Genomic DNA, 20,149 nt, shown 5'->3' with positions numbered 1-20,149 from the left:
GGGTTTTCTTCAATTCACATCACAAAAGTAGAATAACTTGTTATAATTCTCAGCTAAAATTTACCGCACTTTTGAGAGCATTATGTCTTTACAATTTAATTCAGTCGCACTTTTGCTTGTTGTATTAATTTTGCTTGGTGTTCTAAGTAATAATAGTTCAGTGACTATCTCTGCTGCAATTCTTTTATTAATGCAACAAACTTTTTTGTCACAATATATTCCTTTTATGGAAAAGCATGGCATAACCATTGGCATTATTATTTTAACGATTGGTGTGTTAAGTCCAATTGTATCAGGTAAGATCCAGTTGCCAGATTTAACTATCTTCTTAAATTGGAAAATGTGGCTTGCTGTTGCTATCGGATTATTAGTCGCATGGTTAGGGGGACGAGGAGTTGGCTTAATGGGAACACAACCTGTGCTATTAACAGGCTTATTAATTGGTACCATTTTAGGTGTTGCATTTATGGGGGGAATTCCAGTTGGTCCACTAATTGCAGCAGGTATTCTATCGTTGTTTTTAGGTAAATCATAAATATTTAATAGGTATGAAGATGAAAAATAAATGGTTGTTTATTGCGGCACTTAGTGGATTTTTTTGTATCGCATTTGGTGCGTTTGCGGCACATGGTTTGGAGAAAACACTTTCAGCAAAAGCATTAGCTTGGATTGAAACTGGCTTAAAATATCAAATGTTTCATACTATCGCACTAATGGTATTAGCAACTTTATCCTCTTATTTCAAATTAGAAACAGATAAATTTATTTCCATGATTGGGATAACTTGGTCTTTTGGCATTTTATTGTTTAGTGGAAGTTTATATTTATTAGCATTAGGTGTGGGCAAGATGATGGCTTGGATAACACCAGTTGGTGGCAGCTTATTTTTAATTGGTTGGGCGACATTAGCCTATCGAAGTATAAAAAATTAAGTAGTATGAAAACGAATCTTAGAAAAGCAGAATTTACAGCATTACAAAAATCCTTATTATCTGATCTTAATGAAGTGATGAATGTGGACTATCGTCAGCTTTTAGCTTGCATTAAAGGGATTAGTAAGATTAAAAGTGAGGATGCACAGCAAGCTGCCGTAGCCGAAATTCAGTCACAAATTCAATTAGCTCAAGCACGATTAAACCAGCGTAAAAGTGCGATCAAACTTATTGAATTTCCGGAAAGTTTGCCTGTTAGCCAACGTAAAACTGAAATCCAACAGCTCATTGCACAACATCAAGTGATCGTGATTGCAGGAGAAACAGGTTCTGGTAAAACAACACAATTACCTAAAATGTGCTTGGAATTAGGTCTTGGTGTAAAAGGCTTAATTGGACATACTCAACCTCGGCGTATCGCTGCACGAGCAGTGGCAACGCGTATTGCAGAAGAACTGAATACAGAGCTTGGTACTTTAGTTGGCTATAAAGTTCGTTTTAATGATCAAGTTAGTGATAATACGATGATTAAATTGATGACTGATGGTATTTTATTGGCTGAAATTCAACATGATCGCTTTTTAAATCAATATGATACATTAATCATTGACGAAGCTCATGAGCGTAGTTTAAACAATGATTTTATTTTAGGCTACCTCAAACAGTTGTTACCCAAACGTCCTGATCTGAAAGTTATTATTACTTCAGCAACTATTGATGTTGAACGTTTTTCTAAACATTTTAATCATGCACCAATTATTGAGGTTTCGGGAAGGACTTATCCTGTTGAAGTTCGTTATCGACCTATCGTAGAGAATGATGAACAAGATCAGCTACAAGCAATTTTAGATTCAGTAGATGAACTACAAGCTGAAGGGCGTGGTGATATTTTAATTTTTATGAATGGTGAGCGTGAAATTCGTGATACTGCAGAAGCTTTACAAAAACAAGATCTAAAACATACTGAAATCTTACCACTCTTTGCTCGTTTATCTACACAAGAACAGAATAAAATTTTTCATCCAACAGGATTAAATCGTATTGTATTAGCGACTAATGTGGCAGAAACATCATTAACAGTGCCAGGTATCAAATATGTCATTGATCCTGGTACAGCACGCATTTCTCGTTATAGTTATCGTACAAAAGTACAGCGTTTGCCTATTGAACCAATTTCGCAGGCTTCAGCAAATCAACGTAAAGGACGTTGCGGACGAGTAAGTGAAGGGATTTGTATTCGTTTGTATTCAGAAGAAGATTTTAACAATCGCCCTGAATTTACCGACCCAGAAATTTTACGTACGAATTTGGCTTCTGTGATTTTACAAATGACAGCATTAGGGTTAGATGATATTGCTTCTTTCCCTTTTGTTGATGCGCCAGATAAACGCAATATCCAAGATGGTATTAAATTATTAGAAGAGCTAGAAGCTTTTCATTTTATAAAAACAAAATTTGGAGAGAAACGCCAATTAACGCCGATTGGTCGGCAATTAGCGCAACTGCCTGTTGATCCACGTTTAGCCAAAATGTTGCTTACCGCAGTAAAATTTAATTGCTTGCATGAAGTCATGATTATTGTTTCTGCGCTATCTATTCAAGATCCACGTGAGCGTCCACAAGAGAAACAACAATCGGCTGATGATAAACATCGTCGGTTTGCCGACAAAAAATCTGATTTTTTAGCATTTTTAAATTTGTGGCATTTTATTCAAACGCAGCAGAAATCCTTGTCTAAGAGCCAATTCCGCCGTTTGTGTCAAAAAGATTATCTGAATTATTTACGCATTCGTGAATGGCAAGATATTTATCATCAGATCCGTTTAACTGTACGAGAGATGGGATTACCGATTAATTCTCAAGCGGCAGAATATGCGCAAATTCATACCGCACTTTTAAGTGGTTTACTATCGCATATTGGGATGAAAGAAAATGAAAAACAGCAATATTTGGCTGCACGAAATGCACATTTCGCGATTTTTCCAAATTCAGTTTTATTTAAAAAACAGCCTAGATGGGTAATGGCTGCAGAATTAGTTGAAACTTCAAAATTATGGGGACGCATGTTAGCCGATATTGAGCCTGAATGGATTGAACCGCTAGCTACTCATTTAATTAAAAAGTCTTATGCTGAACCTCGTTGGTCTAAATTTAAAGGTGCGGTAATTGCAAATGAGAAAGTGAGTTTATATGGTGTACCAATTGTGGCAAGTCGCCCTGTGAATTATGGCGCAATAGAACCACAGGTCAGTCGTGAAATTTTTATTCAGTCTGCTTTGGTTGCTGGAGAATGGTTCACTAAACATCAGTTTTTTCACCAAAATCGACAATTGATTCGTGAAATTGAAGATTTAGAACATAAAAGTCGTCGCCGAGATATTCTAGTTGATGAGCGTACTTTATTTGAATTTTATGATCAACGTATTGGAACAGATGTGGTTTCACAGCGTCATTTTGATAGCTGGTGGAAAAAGGCGAGTCAACAAAATCCTGAATTACTTAATTTTGAAAAAGCGTTTTTAACCAAAGATAATGTAGAACAAATCAGTGAGTTAGATTTTCCAAATTTCTGGCACCAAGGAAATTTAAAATTCAAATTGACTTACCAATTTGAACCTGGAACAGAAGCTGATGGTGTAACAGTACATATTCCTTTGCCGTTATTAAATCAAGTAGAAATGAGAGGTTTTGATTGGCAGATTCCGGGATTACGCAAAGAGTTAGTTATTGCTTATATTAAATCTTTACCGAAATCTTTACGTCGTCATTTTGTGCCAGCGCCCAATTATGCTGAAGCTTTTTTAAGTCGTGCCAAACCTGCTGAAAAACCACTTTTAGATAGCTTGATTTACGAGCTTCGCCGTATGACCGGTGTGAATGTTGAAGCAGGAAATTGGCAATTAGAACAGCTACCAAACCATTTAAAAATGACTTTTCGGGTGATTGACGATAAAGGTAAAAAAATTGCAGAATCGATGGATTTAGATAGCCTAAAATTCCAATTAAAAGATCAAGTACAACAAAGCATTTCAGCTGTGGCAGATGATGGAATTGAACAAAGTGGGATTCATATTTGGAATTTTGATCAGCTCCCACAATGTTATGAGCAGAAAAAACGTGGTTTTACTGTTAAGGCTTTTCCAGCTATTGTAGATGAAAAAGACTCAGTAGGAATCAAATTATTTGAAACAGAATTTGAGCAACAAGTGGCAATGCAGCAAGGGCTACGCCGCTTATTGTTACTCAATGTCCCTTCACCGATTAAATATTTACATGAGAAATTACCAAATAAGTCGAAGCTCAGCTTATATTTTACACCTTTTGGTAGAGTACTCGATTTAATTGATGATTGTATCGCTTGTGCTGTAGATAAACTTATCACTGATTTTGGTGGTGTTGTGTGGCAGGAAGCTGATTTTGAGAGGCTACGTGATTTTATTCGTGAACATTTAAATGAAACTACGGTAATAATTGCAAAGCAAGTAGAGCAAATTCTCACTTTAACGTATGCATTAAATAAACGTTTAAAAGGTAAAATGGATTTCACGATGGCGTTTGCGCTGTCTGATATCAAAGTACAACTTAATCATTTAATTTATCAAGGCTTTGTGCAAAAAACAGGTTATGCTCGCTTGAATGATTTACAGCGTTATTTGCAAGGTATTGATAAGCGTCTTGATAAACTATTACAAGATGTTAACCGAGATCGTGCGGCTATGTTAAGAGTAGAGCAAGTGAGTCAAGCATATCAACAGCTTATTACAAAATTACCGAAATCTAAACCGCATTCGGAAGAAGTCAAAGAAATTCCTTATATGATTGAGGAATTACGCATAAGTTTATTTGCTCAACAACTCGGTACTAAGTATCCAATTTCGGATAAACGGATTTTGAATGTGATTAAAGCGTTAAGTTAAAAAATAAAGGTAGCTCTCAGTGTTGAATATGCTACTTTTTTGCATGGCATTCAATATTCAATCATTACTTTTAAGAGATTCTTTTTTTAGAGAATGGCCAATTTTTAAGAGGATTATCATTACGTAATATTCTATATAAGCTACTTTCATTAATAGGAAACTTAATAATTGTTGAATTATTTATCAACAATACTTTTATCCTTGTTTTTATATCGCGCTTATTTCACTGACTTTTATTATCGTTGTAATTAGGACAGTAAGGCAACTAGATTTTTTTAGTGCTTAATTACTCTAAGCCTTTTACTTGTTTATGCTCCTTTCTTATTTGAAAGAGTGCCTATCAATAGTTCATTTTTTTTCATTGAATTAAGTTCAAATATTCAAAATATATTTTTAAAATTTTTCTATATCTATAACTCGTGGTATATAGATTTTTAAAACGTGTGAAATGTATTACAAAAAAGATATATATTAAGAAACGGAAGTGGAGCATTGATAACAAAAAAGCCTTTAAGTTAATTTAAAGACTTTTACGCTAATATATTTTTTATATTCTAACTTAGTTGTCAAAAACTAAAAGAAATGTTTGTTATTTAAATGGCGTGGAATTTCTTAATGAAATCACTGTAATTTTCTCGTACAGGCAAACCTACTGTTCCTCCTACAAAATAAACTGTTATGCCATACATTTGGACTCCATTCGGTTTTTCTTGTAAATAAGAAACATTATAGTCATGGATACCAATTTTAGCACCACTATTTGACGTTGTTTGTACAAAATTACTCAATTTTCCTTTAAGGCTTTCATAAGACTCATTTACTTCATGAGTTACACCATCACAATGTAGCAGTACTGTATTTGATGAATTAGTATTTTCTTCCATATAGAAAATTGCGGTTTTACTCACAGTTACCTTATTACCAGATATTAATGTTAAGTCAATAAATCCTGACATCATAAGCTCCTTTTACTTTAGTAATAATGCTATTTCTTGTACACAGTAAACTGTGTACATGTATATTAATAGCAATGATTATCATTATCAATTAAATTTTTGTTCTTTTATGGAAAGAACAGTAAAATAAAGGTAAGTCTTTTTACATTGAAATATGGATATATTTAGACAATGCTTCGTGAATTCTGTTTTACAATCCTTGTCTTGCATTTAAATAACAATCTGTATATTTTTGAGTAGATTGCTATTACTATATATTCAAGGTGTTAAAAAAACTCTCAAAATTTTTATGTTTAAATTTCGTTTTTTTTTATCAAAGAATTTAATGTGAATAATCATTTAATATCTATGAATGAGAATGCGATGAATACAGTACTGAAAAGAATAAGTTCGCTAGATTTTGGTTTCTTGATTACTCGAATATAATGTAGGGGGGCTATTAAAAACAAATTCAAACTATCAAATTCTATAATTAAATGTTGTCAAAATAGCATTTATTACGTTGCAATGCATTCGAGTTACGAAAATATTAGCTTAACTTAGAATTCTTGATATAAGTGAATTAAAATCAATTATTTTCATGAATAAAAATGACTGGATAGATAGTGAAGATGTCTAGATACTTTGCTTACTTATCAAATAATTAGCTGGTTGCTATTTATTGATGTCAAAACGGGTAAAGTTTTAAATTCGAGATTTTACTCAATAGCTAAATACCAACATACAAAAGATAAATCTATTTCATTTAATGCTTGGTATAAAAGAATCAATCAAAGCATAGATTCATCAGAATGGATAATTGCTAAGTTTCTTGATTATGCTCTTAAAAATCACAAAAATGCAGCTAAATTGCAAAAGTTTGCTTTTAACGTGTAAAAAGTATTGACTCTGGTGTAGTTTTCATATATTGTATAAATTAATGGTGGTCGTAGTGTAAGTATGATTCACCAAGTGAATTTTAATAGCCCTGTTCAAAGATGAATGGGGCTTTTTTATTGCCTCAAAGTCAGGGAGGCGGAGTATGAAGATGAAGGATACATTCAAAGATATTCCTATTGAATCACAGGCTTATGGCTGGATCACATCATTCTTTGGAATGCTCACGTTAAGCGAATGGGCGATTATTATTGGGATTCTTATGACTGTTTTCGGATATATCAGAGAATCGAGATATAAAAAGCGCTTGCTTGAAATTGAAGAAATCAAAGCAGGCATTCGTGATAAAGACGGGAAATTGATTAAATGAAACACTCTAAAAAACTCGCTGTGTGTGCTGTCGCTTCGATTATTGCGATTGTGCTTTCTAAAAATGACGGGCAGATTCGCACAGGGCAAAGAGGACTAGAAATCATAGGCAATGCTGAAGGTTGTATGCTAGATCCGTACAAATGTCCAGCGGATGTGTTGACAGTCGGGATTGGTAGCACAGAAGCAAGTGGATTGAAGATTGAACGCAATAAACGATATACAGAACAAGAAATTGCGGATCGCTGGGTTTATGATTTAAAAAAAGCCGAGCGTTGCGTAAATATGTTCGCTGGCGGTGTGAATTTACCGCAAGGGGCTTTCGAAGCTGCGGTATCGCTAACATTTAATGTGGGGTGCGGAAAGCTAAGAAGTTCAACGCTATTCAAGCACGCACGTAACGGCAATATTAAAGCGATGTGTGATCAATTTCCGCGCTGGAAGTATTCAGGCGGTAAAGTATTGCGTGGTTTAGTTATTCGTAGAGATAAAGAGAAAGAACTATGTTTAGCGGGCTTATCAGGCCAATACTAACACCAATCATTTTAGCGGTGAGTGTGGTGTTGTGGATGTGGATTCAATGGCAAGTTTATTCTGGGCTAAAAGCAGAAAATGCTACACAAGCCCAAACCATAGTACAACAAAGTGCAGTGATTTCTAACTTAGAAAAACAAGCAGAAATAAACAGGCAGCTTACACTTGAAATAAGTCGCTTAGAAAGTGAGTTAAGGAAACAGGAAGATGATGCGATTAATTCTATATCACATGATGAAAAGAGTACTGACGCTTACAATGCTAACGCTCCTCGTTCTATTATTGACTTCTTGCGCAAGTAAACCAGTAGCGCAAGTATGCCAAAGTATTCCATCTGCACTTCTCGCACACTTAGACAAGACGGGGTTTAATGGCAATACTTACGGTGACGTTTCAAAGTATGCCGTCATTCTTAAACGTGAGCGTGATGTGTGTCTTAATCGCATTGATAAGATAAGAGAATGGCAAGTAGAAAATACACAACACTAAAGGCATAGATATTTCACTATGCCTTTTTTATTATAAAGATGATGATAGCTCTCGCTGTGAGGCAATGGCTAAGAAATGACTGCGATCTTTGTAAGTTGGGTTATTAGCTACACGTTGGTCTATTCTATCAATTAGATATTGCGGTAATACAATATTAACACGCTGGCGTTTACCAAAGTAAGCAGTGATATCTACATCGATTAATAACCAACTATCGCAATATTGAAAATCTTCTTGTTCTTTATAGTGAAGAAAGCCCAAATCTTTAATTTGGGAAATATCAAAATCACCCTCAACCATCATTTCCAAGATGGTATGGATTGCGTCAGTTACCATTGGAACAATTTCTTCGACAGTATCCGCAGCACTAAAACAAGAGTAAGTTTCATTAAAAAGCGCAGGCACACATAAGCCAAACGCTTCATTTTCGTTTTTTGGCGTTTCAACGCCAATGGTAAATAACATATAACCTCCTAGATAGGACTCGGCAGAGCTATAAAAGCCCTGCCGATTTCTTTATGGATCTTAAAGTGCCAATTGGTAAATGTTGCTTGGGATGTGGAACGGGAAATCGTTTCCCTGTAATAGGAGATTCCCATATTTGATGACTTCCTTTCCCTTGACGAACCAAAAAACAACCAGCTTTTTTAAGTTCCTTGATTAAGTCGTATGAGTTCAAAAAATACCTCCTTTGTCTTAATCAAGTATTATTATACACACACATACACACAAGTCAAGTATTTTAAAAAAGGATTAACCACTATGCCAAAAAAAGACGAGGTTAAATCCACGTCTAAAGGGCGTGGTGAAAACTAAATTCACGGATAAACAAAAATGCTTATTTTTTTATTCATTACAAAATGTAAAAGGTACTCCTGACGGGAGTGGGCTTTCCACGGGGCTGGACGCGCGCGGTTTTCGGCAGTTTTTTGAATTTCTAGGCATCATCATCTTTCTGTAGTTTTACTGTTTTTTAGACGTTTCTATTTTTTATGAGAGGAGCAAATGGAAAATTTATTTGATCTGAAACTCAATATAAATCAGATCGCTGAAGTTACAGGATTGCATCGTCAAACAGTATCCCAACGTGTTGCTGGTTTAACTCCAGCTTTAGGCAGTAATAGCAAACTTAAACTATATAAGTTATCTGATTTGTTAAAAATGGGTCTACACGAAAAAATGTCAGCTGATGTCGATAGTCTTTCTCCAGTTGAGCGTCGTGCTTTTTGGCAAGCAGAGAATGAACGTCTTAAATATGAACGTGATACGGGCGAACTTATTCCGTCTTTTGAAGTTGCACAAGAAATGAGTTTTTTAGCTAAAGCAGTTATTCAGCAACTAGAAACATTGCCTGATATTTTAGAGCGTGATTGTGGATTACAATCGTCAGCCCTCGTGCGAGTTCAGCAAATAATTGATGATATTCGTGATCAAATGGCTTTACATATTCAATTAGGTGACACTAAAAACGAACTGGAGGAATAATGTTCGCATCAGCTAAAGATATCCGAAAAGATATAGCAAATGCAATTAAAGCTCCTCGTAGAATGAAAGTGTCAGAAGCTGTATCAGAATATATGCGAGTACCTGTTGGTGGAGGGAATTCAGTAAAGTGGGATAAGCATACTGCTGCTTATATGCTCGAACCAATGGACTGCCTTAATTCTCGTGAATATGATGCGGTGATTTTTGTTGGTCCCGCTCGAACAGGTAAAACGATAGGCTTGATTGATGGTTGGATTACCTATTCAATTATTTATGACCCATCTGATTTCTTGCTGGTACAGCTTACCCAAGAAAAAGCCAGTGAACATAGCCGTAAGCGACTTGACCGAATGTTCAGATGTTCGCCAGAAGTGGCAAAATGCCTTAGCCCGCGTAAAAACGACAACAACGTCCACGACAAGTATTTTAGAGCTGGCAATTTACTCAAAATTGGCTGGCCATCAATTAACGTGTTGTCATCATCCGATTACAAATATGTGGCATTAACGGATTACGACCGCTGGCCAGAGGATATTGACGGTGAAGGTGATGGCTTTTCATTGGCATCAAAACGTACTACGACTTTTATGTCAGCGGGAATGACCTTAGTCGAAAGTTCCCCTGGTAAAGATATTGTTGATATCAAACATCGACCTAAAAGCACTCACGAAGCACCACCGACTACAGGTATTTTGAGCTTATACAATCGTGGTGATCGCCGCCGTTTTTACTGGCAATGTCCCGAATGTTCAGAATATTTTGAACCTTCAATGGCAAATATGGTTGGTTATCGAGATGATAGCGATTTTGTCAAAGCAAGTGAAAATGCTCGTTTACAATGCCCACATTGCCAAGCATTAATTGCCCCCGAATTAAAACGAGAGTTAAACATCAAAGGTATATGGCTAAAAGAGGGGCAAAAAATTGATACAAGCGGCAAGATTTTGGGAGAAGGTCGTAAAAGCCGTATCGCTTCGTTTTGGCTTGAAGGACCAGCGGCAGCCTATCAAACTTGGGCACAGTTGACTTACAAACTACTTAATGCCGAACACGAGTACGAAATGACGGGCAGTGAAGAAATACTGAAAGCGGTCACTAATACTGACTGGGGATTGCCTTATCTGCCACGTTCAGCTCTCGAACAACGTCGCTCTGATGAATTGATGGAACGCCGTGAAGAAATTGACGAAAAAACCGTACCACCGCAATGTCGCTTTATTGTGGCAGCTGTGGATGTACAAGGTGGGAAAAATCGTCGTTTTGTGGTGCAAATGGTCGGTTATGGAGAGAATGGCGAACGTTGGTTAATAGATCGTTATAACATTTCACACACATTGCCTGATAGTGATGGTGTAATTGAGAAAATAGACCCTCGTATACCTGATGATTGGAATATTTTAATCTCAGACGTACTGAAGAAATGCTATCCGCTATCAAACAATCCTAACCACTTTATGCCAATTTTAGCAATGGCGGTGGATAGTGGTGGCGAAGAAGGAGTCACCGATAATGCTTATAAATTCTGGCGAAAATGTCGTCGTGATGGTTACGCCAAGCGAGTTTATCTAGTTAAAGGTGATAGCACCAAACGGCAAAAGCTAATCACGAAAACCTATCCTGATAATACCACTCGTTCTGATCGTCATTCTTCAGCTCGAGGCGATGTGCCATTGTATTTATTGCAAACGGACTATCTCAAAGATCGTATTAATAATGCTCTAGCTCGAGATACTGTTGGGGCTAATTACATTCACTTTCCTGAGTGGATCGGAGAATGGTTTTTTAATGAATTGGTTTATGAAGAACGTGGTGCTGATGGTAAGTGGCGGAAACCAGGGAAAGGCAATAACGAAGCCTTTGACTTGTTTTGCTACGCTCACGCCATTGTTATTTTGCGTGGTTATGAACGGATCAAGTGGGGTGATGAAAAAGACGTGCCAAGTTGGGCAAAACTACCTGACATCAATCCGAATATTATCCGCGAACAAGCGACTACAACAGAATCAACGGTCGAAGTTGAAGAAAAAACAGTAAAAACCACACCAAAACAGACCAAATCAAGCAGTAGCTGGTTAAGTGGTGGTGGAAGAAAAACAGGTGGGTGGTTATGAGTATTTACTCAATTGATGAACTTAAACAAAAAATCCGTACACTTGATGAAAAAATCGAAACCGCTCAAAGCCAAGTGAGCTTTAATGGGCGGTCGGTATCTTATCAGGTGGCGGAACTAACAAAACAGCGTGATCGCTACCAAACGATGCTTGATGAACAGCTTGCGAGTAGCGGACAGCGAACTAAACGGCACCGTATTAAATATGTGAGATTTAATTAGGTATAAAAACAAACCCCGAAAGACGGCAATCTTTCGGGGTTTTTCTTTACCCCTTATCCAAGTTTAGCAACTAAGGAGCAATCGTGATCAAGTATACACCAAAACATCAAGTAAAGGTAGGTGGAAAAATGAGTGAAAAAGATGCAGGTATTGTTGGAAAAAGATTAGCCACTTCAGCGATGATTATAGCTATTTGTTGGGGGATTAGTGCCTTAATTTTTGCGAGTGCTTATTTCATCAAATAATTTTACTAAATAAAGGTATTCATTATGAACCTATTTGAAAAAGCAATTGCCGTAGTGTCGCCAAAATGGGCGGCACAACGATCTAAAAATCGCTATGTACTAAATGCCTACGAAGCGGCATTACCAAGCCGCATTCATAAAGCACAGCGAGAAGGCAAGGGGGCAAATACCACCATTCGTCAAAGTGCGGTCAGTTTGAGAGAACAAGCTCGTGCTTTAGATCAAAATCACGATATTGTGATCGGCATTTTAGACAAAATGGAAGAACGTGTTATTGGCTCAAAAGGTATTCATATCGAGCCACAACCGCTTACTTTAGCTGGTGATGTTCACGAAGATTTGGCAAGTCAAATTCGCAAGCTCTGGGCGGAGTGGTCGGTAAAACCTGAAGTGACAGGGCTATATACTCGACCACTCTTAGAACGAATGCTATTGCGAACTTGGTTACGAGATGGCGAGGTTTTTGTACAGCTTGTTAAAGGCAAAGTAACTGGGCTTGAGCACGGTTCACCCATTGCCTTTTCGCTGGAAGCCTTAGAGCCTGATTTTGTGCCGCTGCAGTCGGACGAAGCTAAAAACGGATTAGTGCAAGGTGTATATCTTAATGCTTGGCGGAAACCAACGGCTTATCAAGTTTATTTGGATAATCCGCAAGAGAGCAATGGAATGTACAGTAAGGTTAAAACGGTGTCGGCAGAAAATATGCTACATCTCGCCTTTCGTAAACGACTACATCAAATTCGTGGTGTAAGTATGTTGCATGGTGTCATTGTGCGTTTGGCGGATCTAAAGGAATACGAAGAAAGCGAACGAGTTGCTGCACGTATTGCAGCGGCAATGACGATGTACATTAAAAAAGGTGATGCTGCACTCTATGGCGATGAGGAGCAAAACGATGAACCACGCCTGTTTGATATTGCCCCAGGTGCAGTGATTGATGATCTGAAACCGGGCGAAGATATTGGGTTAATTAACTCAAATCGCCCCAATACTAACTTGGAGAATTTCCGTAATGGACAATTAAGAGCGACTGCTGCAGGTACAAGATCAAGTTATTCAAGCATTGCTCGAGATTACAACGGCACTTATTCTGCACAACGGCAGGAACTTGTAGAAAGTTCTGAAGGCTATGCGGTGCTACAAGATGCCTTTGTAGCTGCAATTAGTCGTCCAATTTATCGCGAATGGCTGAAAATGGCGATTGCTTCACAAGCGATTAAATTACCAAATGATATTGACCAAAATTCGCTATTTAATGCGGTTTATTCAGGACCAGTAATGCCATGGATTGACCCAATTAAAGAAGCAAATGCATGGAAAGAGCGTATTAGAGGCGGTCTAGCAACCGAAGGACAAGCCATCCGAGCAAGCGGAAACAACCCAGCCGAAGTCAAACGACAACGGATCGTGGAAGTGAAAGAAAATGCTCGTGAAGGCTTGAAGTTTGATACTGATTTAACCAATACACAAGGAATTATCGATGGGAAAAACAAAAATGATTTTAGCACCGATGGCGATGGGAATAGCAAGCAAGACGAATAATCAGTCTTGGTTTACCATCAAAGCGGCTGCGAATGATACAGCTGAAATTTCGATTTATGATGAAATTGGATTTTGGGGTGTCACTGCACAGCAATTTGCCAAGGATTTGAAAAATCTTGGGAACAATTTAAAACAAATTAATCTACACATCCACTCACCGGGAGGTGATGTATTTGATGGCATCGCCATTTACAACTTACTAAAAAATCACCCAGCTAACAAGACCGTCTATATCGACGGTCTTGCTGCATCTATGGCAAGCGTAATTGCAATGGCGGGTAACGAAATCATTATGCCCGAAAATGCAATGATGATGATCCATAAGCCTTGGGGTATTCAAGGTGGTGATGCAGATGACATGCGTAAGTATGCAGATTTACTAGATAAAGTGGAAAGTACGCTGATTATGGCGTATGTCTCGAAAACTGGTAAATCTGAAACAGATTTAGCAGAAATGCTGAAAGAAGAAACTTGGCTCACTGGCAAAGAGTGTGTTGAGCAAGGTTTCGCCGATAAACTAGCCGAACCACTTGTGGCGATGGCTTGTATCCAATCCAAAAAACTAGAGGACTATACTAATATGCCTGAAACAATCAAAAATATGTTATTCACGCCACAAGGCAACGCTAAACCGCAACAACCAGCTCAAACGACACCACCTGTCGTAGAAGAGCAACCAGTTGCAAAAAATCTCGAAAAACCGACTGCTGTTCAGTCCAGTATCGATCCTGTTGCTGCATTAGCAGAACGCAACGCTAAAATTAAAGCCACCTTTGCCGCTTTCGGCGATAAATACGATGGCTTAATGGCAGATTGCCTTGCTGATGTGTCAATGACCGCAGAACAAGCCAAAGACAAGCTACTTGCCAAATTAGGCGAAAACACCACGCCAAGCGTACCACAAAATCATATTTATGCTGGCAATGGTAATCTTGTGGATGATAGTGTTAAGTCTGCTTTACTTGCTCGTGCTGGTGTTGATAAAACAGAGAAAGACAATGCTTACAACGCAATGACCTTGCGTGAATTAGCTCGTGCTTCATTGGTTGATCGTGGTGTTAGTGTATTAAATTACAACCCAATGCAAATTGTAGGTATGGCGTTCACGCATTCTACAAGTGACTTCGGTCAAATTCTCATTGATGTAGCACATAAATCTGTGCTTCGTGGCTGGGAAGAAAGCAAAGAAAACTTTGAAAGCTGGACGCATAAAGGCACCTTAACGGATTTCCGTCCTGCCTATCGAGTAGGCTTAGGTGGTTTTGATAGTCTACCAATGGTGCGCGAAGGGGCAGAGTACACTTATGTAACACTGGGTGATACAGGTACTCACGTATCTTTGGCAACCTATGGTGGCTTATTTAGCATTACACGTCAAACTATCATCAATGATGATATGAATATGCTAACAGCCATTCCATTCAAGCTTGGTCAAGCGGCACGAGCGACTATCGCAGATTTAGTGTTTGCCCAATTAACTGGTGATCCTGTAATGAACTACGACAGTAAGAAATTGTACGATACAGCTCATAAAAACACCTTAACCAATGGCAAGATTGATGTGGCAACTATTGATCAAGCAATTCAATTAATGAATGCTCAAAAATCTTTTGATGGCAAACAATTAGCTATTGAGCCAGATGTTTTACTCACACCAACATCTTTATTCACCAAAACCAAACAGGTATTAGGTTCTAGTTCTGTTGAAGGTGCGGATATTAACGCAGGCATTATCAACCCATTGCAAAATGTGGTGCCTGTGACTAAATCACAACGTCTACAAGGTATCAATCCTAAAGTTTGGTACTTACTCAACAAAGAGGCTATTGAAGTATCCTACCTCAACGGCGTAGAAACACCATTTATCGATCAGCAAACTGGTTTCACTGTAGATGGCGTGACAACCAAAGTGCGTATTGATGCTGGTGTAAATGTACTAGATCATCGTGGTATTGTACGTGTAACAAATGCGTAAATTCTCCCAAAACTGACCGCACTTTAATTAGTGCGGTTTTTTATTATCAAAAATAAGGAAAATTCTTATGGCTAAAAACTTTATTCAAAATGGTGACACTATTGATTTTGTTGCGACAAAAGCAATTAAAAGCGGCGATGTTATACAAATCAATGACCTCAACGCTATTGCAGTCACAGATATTGAAAATCAAGCAACGGGCACAGGTATTGTAGGTGGCGTATGGCGTGTGAAAGCCAAGCAATCAGACAATATTCAGCAAGGTACAGTTTTATATTGGGATAGTGGCGCTAGCGAAGCAACAACTGCAAAAGGTTCTCATAAACGCCTTGGCGTTGCTTGGTCAAATTCAGGCACATCATCTGATGAAGTTGATGTGAAGATTAATGTCTAGCCCTTTTGAACAGGCGTTATCACTGGCAGATCAAACCATTGAAAAAACGATGATGTCGGAATGGCTAATCAATGATAAGCCTTATCTAGCAACTTATGATGAAGCCCCTCGCATTATGGAGGGATTTCATTCTTATGAGGAGCAAGCACTAAATGGCACATTGAGAACATTAACGTTATTTCGTACATCAGGTTATAAACCACGTTTAGACGATAAAGTAGTCGGAAATAGCAAGAAATATCTCGTTAAATCCTACCACTTTGTTGATAGAATGATTGTGCTGCAATTGGAGTAAAGGATGAGCAAAGTCACAGGCGAACGAGAATTACGCCAAGCCATGCAAAAACTGCAACGTGACGTGAATAAGCAAGCGGCGAAATCTATCCGAAAAATTGCAAAATCAGTGATGAAAAAAGCCACCAAAGGCGTTGCTCAACAGATTGGCGTAAATATAAAAACGGTGCGCGGTAGAGCAAGGCTAATATTCTCACCAACGGCAAGTAACCCGAAAGCAGTTATTAGTGTTAATCGTAGTCATATGCCATTAATTCGAGTGTTGGAAAGAAAACGTAACCGTATTTCTGCTCGTAAAGGTGTGTTGCGGGTAGGACGACATTCGGTGGCTCGTGGTTTTATTCAGCGGCTCGCTAATGGCAGAACACACGTAATGTTTCGGCAAGGGCGAGAGCGTTATAGCATTGATGTGGCAAAAATCCCACTGGCAACGCCTTTAACTAACGCTTTTCAAAAAGAGTTGGTGGATTATCCTGAACAACTTAGACAGGAATTATCCAAAAATCTCTCAGCTTCATTACGGAGAAAATAATGAAAATCCATTCTCAAATTCGAGAGGAAGTCCTCACATTTCTGAAAAAGAAAATTAGCGATGTTGAGTATTTCTATAACGGTAGCCCTTCGTTCATCAATATTGATGAAGAACAAAAGGCGATTGCTGTTTTTATTGATGATGCATTTTGCCAAGAGGCTACTACTTGTTGTAGCCAATGGCAAGCCAAACTCAACGTGGCGATTTACATCAAATCTATCGACAATGGTGAAAATGAACTGGATGAGATTGCTCAGCAAGTTGCCGATTGCTTAGAACAAGCAGAATTTATACACCTAGATAGTCTTGCATTGACAGCATATAGCTATGAGCAAGATCAACAACAACGTACTTGGTACATTTCACAAGTTCAATTTAATATCGAATATGGATTAGAAGGAGAAAACTAATGGCTAAAACAACCCCGTTCCAAGGAACAAAATTTTATCTCGGCACTGGTGTCGAAGCTGAAAAAGCAATTACGACTTGTGAAGTTTCACCTAATGCCAAAATCACAGTAGCAAGTCACGGTCTGAAAAAAGGTGATTGCATTAAAATCACAGGACTAGGAGCACTTGATGGTTATTACCCTGTTAAAGGGGTGGATAACAATACTATCACCCTCGCCGACGAGGTGGATTGGTCAAACCAAGACAAACCAACGGATTTTGCGAATGCTAAAATGGCAAAAGTAAAATGGTCATCTAATTTCTGCGCAATCAAGAACATCGAAAAAGACGGTGACACCTTGACTGAAGAAGATGTGACGACTATGTGCAGCGAAGGGACTGAAACAGAACCAGGGGATATTGAACTCGGTTCGGTGAAGTTAACCTTCTTTTATGCGCCAGCAACAGTGATGCAAGCCGACTTACGTAAGAAGTTCTACGGCAAAGAAACGTTCCCGTATTTGATTGTATTCAAAGAGAATCAAGGCTCACTCTATGGCACAGGATTCATTCAAACTGGCGCGAATATTAGCGGTGAAGTCAAAGGCAAGTTTGAATCAGGTATTACGATCAAGCAATCAAAACGCGACTACTTATTACCAGTCGCTTAATCTATATCAGCCCTCAATCGAGGGCTTTTTTATTGTCTAAAATAAAGGAAATAGTCAATGAAAGGCACACGCGAAACACTTTTGAAAAATAAACCACGCTTAACAAAACTGGAAATCAACGGTGCAGAATACTATGTACGTGAATTTAATGTAGGTGAAGTCAACGAACAGCTTTACGGGCAACAACAACGTTTAGTTAAAATTGCACAATCACAAGGGATTGAATTAAATTTTGATGATACAGAAGAATTAACTAAGCAATTAGCGAAAATTTACGATCCCCATACATTAACCCGCACGTTAGCAATTCGTTTATGCGATGAAGATGGGAATAATCTGTTTAATGCAGAAAATGAAGAAGATTTAGCCGCACTTTCGCAGTTAGACAAAGAAGTCTTTGAAAAATTAACTGCAGTAATCAACCCAAAGGAAGAAGAAACAAAAAACTAACGAACCGACGCAAGTTCCAAATCAATCTGTCGCTTGCGTTGGGCAAAACGTTAGTAGAAATCGAACAAATGCCAGAACGGCACTTGGAAGAATACCAACAATTCTACAATGAACAGCCGTTTGGACTTTGGCGTGAAGATTATCGCACGGCTCAAATATCACATTTACTCGCAATGATTAATCGTGATCCAAAATCAAAACCAATGGAATTAACTGACTTTATGCCGTTTTATAAAGAGCAGAAAACAGAAGAATTGGAAGATGACGGAAGTGCAGAGTTTTTGGCGAGTCGATAAAAGAATCATCATCTCAAAAATAAGGTTAATATTTGGGGAGAGTATTAAAAATTGACTGCTTATTATTTTTGCAGTAAGATTTCCCAAAATAGCCAAATTGTAACTAATTACTTTTTGGCTTTTTTTATGTCTAAAATTCCTTAAACATCTTTAAATTGGTAGATACTAAGCCGAAAGGTAGGAACGTTGTGGGCAACAAACAACCTCGATCAGAAATGGTCGGGGTTTTTTATTACTCAAAATTTAACAGGAGCATCTTTATGCAAGCATTAAAAACAGAATTTTTAGGTCAAGAAATTACCTTAATTGATAACAACGGCGTAGCTTATGTAACAATGCGTGAGGTTGTGTTAGGGATTGGGTTGGAATGGGCTAGACAAGCTCAGAAACTCAATAAACAAAAGGAAAAATTCAGTTGTGTACATATGCCTACAACTGGAAAAGATGGCAAACAATACGAAATGCTGTGTATGCCAATCAAGAAATTAAATGGTTGGCTGTTCTCAATCAACCCAAATAAAGTACGTTCAGATTTAAAAGAACGATTGGAAAACTACCAAGAAGAATGTTTCCTTGCTTTATGGGATTATTGGACAACAGGTATTGCTCGTCGAGATGAAGTGAAGAATAAAACAGAGGCTTGGCGAGCTAAAATGGCAGATTACAAAATGCGATCTAGCCAAAAAGGAAAGGCGTTAAACGAATGCAAAAAAGAAAAGGCTGAACTTGAGCGAGAGTTTGCAGCGATTCAGCAAATGGATTTATTCCTAGAAATCTAAGGCATGGTCATAACAACCATGCCTTTTTGTTATTACCAATATTTGAAGCATACTCCAAAAAAACAAACCCCAAACATTCGCAGTGTTCGGGGTTTTTTATTATCCACTTAATCTGACTAAGAGGACATAAATTATGATGAATTTTAATATAGAGGTGGCAAAAATGCTAGAAGTTATTTCAAAAGATGCAACAGCTCGCCGTTTTGCTTACGTTGTTGTGATTTTAAGTTTTATTTTTGGTATGTCGTGGGTACTACCTGATTTGATTAATGCAATTCGCTGGTGGTAATTGTGAATAAAACAATGAAGTTTTTGGCGAGTCGATAATTTGAAGTTCATCACAGAAAAACATTCTCCAGTCATGGTGAAATGGATTGTTACACGCTATTCCGCGATTTTTATCGCTTGGCTGGAGTTGATTTCCCTGATTTTGAAAGAGATGATTTCTGGTGGGAAGACGGTCAGAATCTCTATCTAGATAACATGGAAAAGCACGGTTTTGAACGAGTAAAAGACGAAAGTGCGGTACAAGTTGGTGATGTGATTTTAATGCAAGTTGGGGCAGATGTACCAAATCACGCAGCGATTTACATTGGCAATCAGCAAGTGTTACATCATAGTCCTAAACGTTTATCTAAACGTGATTTATATGACGGATATTGGCTTAAACATACACATAGTATTTGGAGATT

At 37.9% G+C, this 20,149-nt stretch carries 25 protein-coding genes and 1 pseudogene; 23 read left to right on the top strand and 3 right to left on the bottom strand.

From position 1 onward, the window contains the following. Nucleotides 1–82 precede the first annotated feature (82 nt). From ACFSAV_RS08685 to hrpA, 3 genes are read left to right on the top strand one after another with little or no spacing between them, the layout of a single operon-like run. Nucleotides 83–535 (top strand): DUF441 domain-containing protein, encoded by a 453-nt coding sequence (locus ACFSAV_RS08685; protein ID WP_101775996.1) that lies wholly within the window; start codon nucleotides 83–85, stop codon nucleotides 533–535. Between the two features lie 19 nt (nucleotides 536–554). Then, nucleotides 555–932, top strand: a complete 378-nt coding sequence (locus ACFSAV_RS08680) for a DUF423 domain-containing protein (protein WP_379098593.1) — start codon at nucleotides 555–557, stop codon at nucleotides 930–932. 5 nt (nucleotides 933–937) lie between these two features. Beyond that, complete coding sequence (gene hrpA / locus ACFSAV_RS08675) at nucleotides 938–4,849, top strand: ATP-dependent RNA helicase HrpA (RefSeq protein ID WP_379098590.1); 3,912 nt, start codon at nucleotides 938–940, stop codon at nucleotides 4,847–4,849. A gap of 593 nt (nucleotides 4,850–5,442) precedes the next feature. Here hrpA and ACFSAV_RS08670 read toward each other — a convergent pair. Beyond that, nucleotides 5,443–5,805 (bottom strand): hypothetical protein, encoded by a 363-nt coding sequence (locus tag ACFSAV_RS08670; protein WP_101775999.1) that lies wholly within the window; start codon nucleotides 5,803–5,805, stop codon nucleotides 5,443–5,445. A 1,027-nt stretch (nucleotides 5,806–6,832) separates the two neighbouring features. Between ACFSAV_RS08670 and ACFSAV_RS08665 the strand changes: the two genes are divergently transcribed. Genes ACFSAV_RS08665 through lysC form a run of 4 tightly spaced genes read left to right on the top strand, consistent with a single transcriptional unit; the run spans nucleotide 6,833 to nucleotide 8,073 of the window. Then, nucleotides 6,833–7,051 carry an HP1 family phage holin gene (locus ACFSAV_RS08665; RefSeq protein WP_379098587.1) on the top strand — a complete coding sequence of 73 codons (219 nt, stop codon included), beginning with the start codon at nucleotides 6,833–6,835 and terminating at the stop codon, nucleotides 7,049–7,051. Next, the gene (locus ACFSAV_RS08660; RefSeq protein WP_379098584.1) at nucleotides 7,048–7,584 is read left to right on the top strand and encodes a lysozyme; all 537 of its coding nucleotides are present in this window, start codon (nucleotides 7,048–7,050) and stop codon (nucleotides 7,582–7,584) included. The genes ACFSAV_RS08665 and ACFSAV_RS08660 overlap by 4 nt, the downstream gene beginning before the upstream one ends. Beyond that, entirely contained in the window at nucleotides 7,554–7,886 is a 333-nt protein-coding gene (locus ACFSAV_RS08655) for a DUF2570 family protein (RefSeq protein WP_379098581.1), read from the top strand. The genes ACFSAV_RS08660 and ACFSAV_RS08655 overlap by 31 nt, the downstream gene beginning before the upstream one ends. After that, entirely contained in the window at nucleotides 7,792–8,073 is a 282-nt protein-coding gene (gene lysC, locus ACFSAV_RS08650; protein WP_101776002.1) for an Rz1-like lysis system protein LysC, read from the top strand. Before ACFSAV_RS08655 ends, lysC begins: the two co-directional genes overlap by 95 nt. A 30-nt stretch (nucleotides 8,074–8,103) precedes the next feature. Here lysC and ACFSAV_RS08645 read toward each other — a convergent pair whose 3' ends face one another. After that, entirely contained in the window at nucleotides 8,104–8,538 is a 435-nt protein-coding gene (locus ACFSAV_RS08645) for a type II toxin-antitoxin system HicB family antitoxin (protein ID WP_379098575.1), read from the bottom strand. A gap of 28 nt (nucleotides 8,539–8,566) precedes the next feature. Continuing rightward, a complete protein-coding gene (locus ACFSAV_RS08640) occupies nucleotides 8,567–8,752 on the bottom strand; it encodes a type II toxin-antitoxin system HicA family toxin (protein WP_379098572.1) in 186 nt (61 codons plus the stop codon). Nucleotides 8,753–9,078: 326 nt separating this feature from the next. On the opposite strand from ACFSAV_RS08640, the gene ACFSAV_RS08635 reads away from it, so the two are divergent. The 16 genes and pseudogenes from ACFSAV_RS08635 to ACFSAV_RS08560 all read left to right on the top strand — a co-directional run. Continuing rightward, entirely contained in the window at nucleotides 9,079–9,558 is a 480-nt protein-coding gene (locus tag ACFSAV_RS08635) for a DUF1441 family protein (RefSeq protein ID WP_379098569.1), read from the top strand. Beyond that, the gene (locus ACFSAV_RS08630; protein ID WP_379098566.1) at nucleotides 9,558–11,669 is read left to right on the top strand and encodes a phage terminase large subunit family protein; all 2,112 of its coding nucleotides are present in this window, start codon (nucleotides 9,558–9,560) and stop codon (nucleotides 11,667–11,669) included. Before ACFSAV_RS08635 ends, ACFSAV_RS08630 begins: the two co-directional genes overlap by 1 nt. Next, entirely contained in the window at nucleotides 11,666–11,890 is a 225-nt protein-coding gene (locus tag ACFSAV_RS08625; protein ID WP_379098564.1) for a hypothetical protein, read from the top strand. The genes ACFSAV_RS08630 and ACFSAV_RS08625 overlap by 4 nt, the downstream gene beginning before the upstream one ends. A gap of 83 nt (nucleotides 11,891–11,973) precedes the next feature. Then, nucleotides 11,974–12,135, top strand: coding sequence for a hypothetical protein (locus ACFSAV_RS08620; RefSeq protein ID WP_167383052.1), 162 nt, complete (start codon nucleotides 11,974–11,976; stop codon nucleotides 12,133–12,135). Between the two features lie 24 nt (nucleotides 12,136–12,159). Then, a complete protein-coding gene (locus ACFSAV_RS08615; protein WP_379098561.1) occupies nucleotides 12,160–13,677 on the top strand; it encodes a phage portal protein in 1,518 nt (505 codons plus the stop codon). Then, nucleotides 13,616–15,652: a ClpP-like prohead protease/major capsid protein fusion protein gene (locus tag ACFSAV_RS08610; protein WP_379098559.1), complete on the top strand. Its 2,037-nt coding sequence runs from the start codon at nucleotides 13,616–13,618 to the stop codon at nucleotides 15,650–15,652. The genes ACFSAV_RS08615 and ACFSAV_RS08610 overlap by 62 nt, the downstream gene beginning before the upstream one ends. A 67-nt stretch (nucleotides 15,653–15,719) precedes the next feature. Beyond that, complete coding sequence (locus tag ACFSAV_RS08605) at nucleotides 15,720–16,046, top strand: DUF2190 family protein (RefSeq protein ID WP_379098557.1); 327 nt, start codon at nucleotides 15,720–15,722, stop codon at nucleotides 16,044–16,046. After that, a complete protein-coding gene (locus tag ACFSAV_RS08600; protein ID WP_379098555.1) occupies nucleotides 16,039–16,341 on the top strand; it encodes a phage tail protein in 303 nt (100 codons plus the stop codon). The genes ACFSAV_RS08605 and ACFSAV_RS08600 overlap by 8 nt, the downstream gene beginning before the upstream one ends. Nucleotides 16,342–16,344: 3 nt before the next feature. Next, nucleotides 16,345–16,872 (top strand): phage tail protein, encoded by a 528-nt coding sequence (locus tag ACFSAV_RS08595; RefSeq protein WP_379098553.1) that lies wholly within the window; start codon nucleotides 16,345–16,347, stop codon nucleotides 16,870–16,872. Beyond that, nucleotides 16,872–17,282 (top strand): phage tail terminator protein, encoded by a 411-nt coding sequence (gpU, locus tag ACFSAV_RS08590; protein WP_379098550.1) that lies wholly within the window; start codon nucleotides 16,872–16,874, stop codon nucleotides 17,280–17,282. The genes ACFSAV_RS08595 and gpU overlap by 1 nt, the downstream gene beginning before the upstream one ends. Then, nucleotides 17,282–17,932 carry a hypothetical protein gene (locus ACFSAV_RS08585; RefSeq protein WP_379098547.1) on the top strand — a complete coding sequence of 217 codons (651 nt, stop codon included), beginning with the start codon at nucleotides 17,282–17,284 and terminating at the stop codon, nucleotides 17,930–17,932. Before gpU ends, ACFSAV_RS08585 begins: the two co-directional genes overlap by 1 nt. 57 nt (nucleotides 17,933–17,989) lie before the next feature. Beyond that, the gene (locus ACFSAV_RS08580) at nucleotides 17,990–18,382 is read left to right on the top strand and encodes a hypothetical protein (RefSeq protein WP_165544712.1); all 393 of its coding nucleotides are present in this window, start codon (nucleotides 17,990–17,992) and stop codon (nucleotides 18,380–18,382) included. 68 nt (nucleotides 18,383–18,450) lie between these two features. Then, nucleotides 18,451–18,678, top strand: coding sequence for a phage tail assembly protein T (locus ACFSAV_RS08575; RefSeq protein WP_083005723.1), 228 nt, complete (start codon nucleotides 18,451–18,453; stop codon nucleotides 18,676–18,678). 260 nt (nucleotides 18,679–18,938) lie between these two features. Then, nucleotides 18,939–19,457, top strand: coding sequence for a phage antirepressor N-terminal domain-containing protein (locus ACFSAV_RS08570; protein WP_379098542.1), 519 nt, complete (start codon nucleotides 18,939–18,941; stop codon nucleotides 19,455–19,457). 133 nt (nucleotides 19,458–19,590) lie between these two features. Beyond that, nucleotides 19,591–19,746, top strand: a complete 156-nt coding sequence (locus tag ACFSAV_RS08565; protein ID WP_379098539.1) for a hypothetical protein — start codon at nucleotides 19,591–19,593, stop codon at nucleotides 19,744–19,746. Between the two features lie 71 nt (nucleotides 19,747–19,817). Then, nucleotides 19,818–20,149: pseudogene (locus tag ACFSAV_RS08560) on the top strand (NlpC/P60 family protein); the annotation flags it as partial.

Source organism: Pasteurella oralis, assembly GCF_042681465.1.
In the GTDB taxonomy this organism is placed as follows: domain Bacteria; phylum Pseudomonadota; class Gammaproteobacteria; order Enterobacterales; family Pasteurellaceae; genus Pasteurella; species Pasteurella oralis.
This window is presented reverse-complemented; position numbering and strand designations above follow the sequence as displayed.

Bases quoted from the DNA above. Each gene is read 5' to 3' on its own strand.
- ACFSAV_RS08685 (WP_101775996.1), top strand. From the start codon at position 83: ATGTCTTTACAATTTAATTCAGTCGCACTTTTGCTTGTTGTATTAATT.
- ACFSAV_RS08680 (WP_379098593.1), top strand. From the start codon at position 555: ATGAAAAATAAATGGTTGTTTATTGCGGCACTTAGTGGATTTTTTTGT.
- hrpA (WP_379098590.1), top strand. From the start codon at position 938: ATGAAAACGAATCTTAGAAAAGCAGAATTTACAGCATTACAAAAATCC.
- ACFSAV_RS08670 (WP_101775999.1), bottom strand. From the start codon at position 5,805: ATGTCAGGATTTATTGACTTAACATTAATATCTGGTAATAAGGTAACT.
- ACFSAV_RS08665 (WP_379098587.1), top strand. From the start codon at position 6,833: ATGAAGGATACATTCAAAGATATTCCTATTGAATCACAGGCTTATGGC.
- ACFSAV_RS08660 (WP_379098584.1), top strand. From the start codon at position 7,048: ATGAAACACTCTAAAAAACTCGCTGTGTGTGCTGTCGCTTCGATTATT.
- ACFSAV_RS08655 (WP_379098581.1), top strand. From the start codon at position 7,554: ATGTTTAGCGGGCTTATCAGGCCAATACTAACACCAATCATTTTAGCG.
- lysC (WP_101776002.1), top strand. From the start codon at position 7,792: ATGATGCGATTAATTCTATATCACATGATGAAAAGAGTACTGACGCTT.
- ACFSAV_RS08645 (WP_379098575.1), bottom strand. From the start codon at position 8,538: ATGTTATTTACCATTGGCGTTGAAACGCCAAAAAACGAAAATGAAGCG.
- ACFSAV_RS08635 (WP_379098569.1), top strand. From the start codon at position 9,079: ATGGAAAATTTATTTGATCTGAAACTCAATATAAATCAGATCGCTGAA.
- ACFSAV_RS08630 (WP_379098566.1), top strand. From the start codon at position 9,558: ATGTTCGCATCAGCTAAAGATATCCGAAAAGATATAGCAAATGCAATT.
- ACFSAV_RS08625 (WP_379098564.1), top strand. From the start codon at position 11,666: ATGAGTATTTACTCAATTGATGAACTTAAACAAAAAATCCGTACACTT.
- ACFSAV_RS08615 (WP_379098561.1), top strand. From the start codon at position 12,160: ATGAACCTATTTGAAAAAGCAATTGCCGTAGTGTCGCCAAAATGGGCG.
- ACFSAV_RS08610 (WP_379098559.1), top strand. From the start codon at position 13,616: ATGGGAAAAACAAAAATGATTTTAGCACCGATGGCGATGGGAATAGCA.
- ACFSAV_RS08605 (WP_379098557.1), top strand. From the start codon at position 15,720: ATGGCTAAAAACTTTATTCAAAATGGTGACACTATTGATTTTGTTGCG.
- ACFSAV_RS08600 (WP_379098555.1), top strand. From the start codon at position 16,039: ATGTCTAGCCCTTTTGAACAGGCGTTATCACTGGCAGATCAAACCATT.
- ACFSAV_RS08595 (WP_379098553.1), top strand. From the start codon at position 16,345: ATGAGCAAAGTCACAGGCGAACGAGAATTACGCCAAGCCATGCAAAAA.
- gpU (WP_379098550.1), top strand. From the start codon at position 16,872: ATGAAAATCCATTCTCAAATTCGAGAGGAAGTCCTCACATTTCTGAAA.
- ACFSAV_RS08585 (WP_379098547.1), top strand. From the start codon at position 17,282: ATGGCTAAAACAACCCCGTTCCAAGGAACAAAATTTTATCTCGGCACT.
- ACFSAV_RS08580 (WP_165544712.1), top strand. From the start codon at position 17,990: ATGAAAGGCACACGCGAAACACTTTTGAAAAATAAACCACGCTTAACA.
- ACFSAV_RS08575 (WP_083005723.1), top strand. From the start codon at position 18,451: ATGCCAGAACGGCACTTGGAAGAATACCAACAATTCTACAATGAACAG.
- ACFSAV_RS08570 (WP_379098542.1), top strand. From the start codon at position 18,939: ATGCAAGCATTAAAAACAGAATTTTTAGGTCAAGAAATTACCTTAATT.
- ACFSAV_RS08565 (WP_379098539.1), top strand. From the start codon at position 19,591: ATGATGAATTTTAATATAGAGGTGGCAAAAATGCTAGAAGTTATTTCA.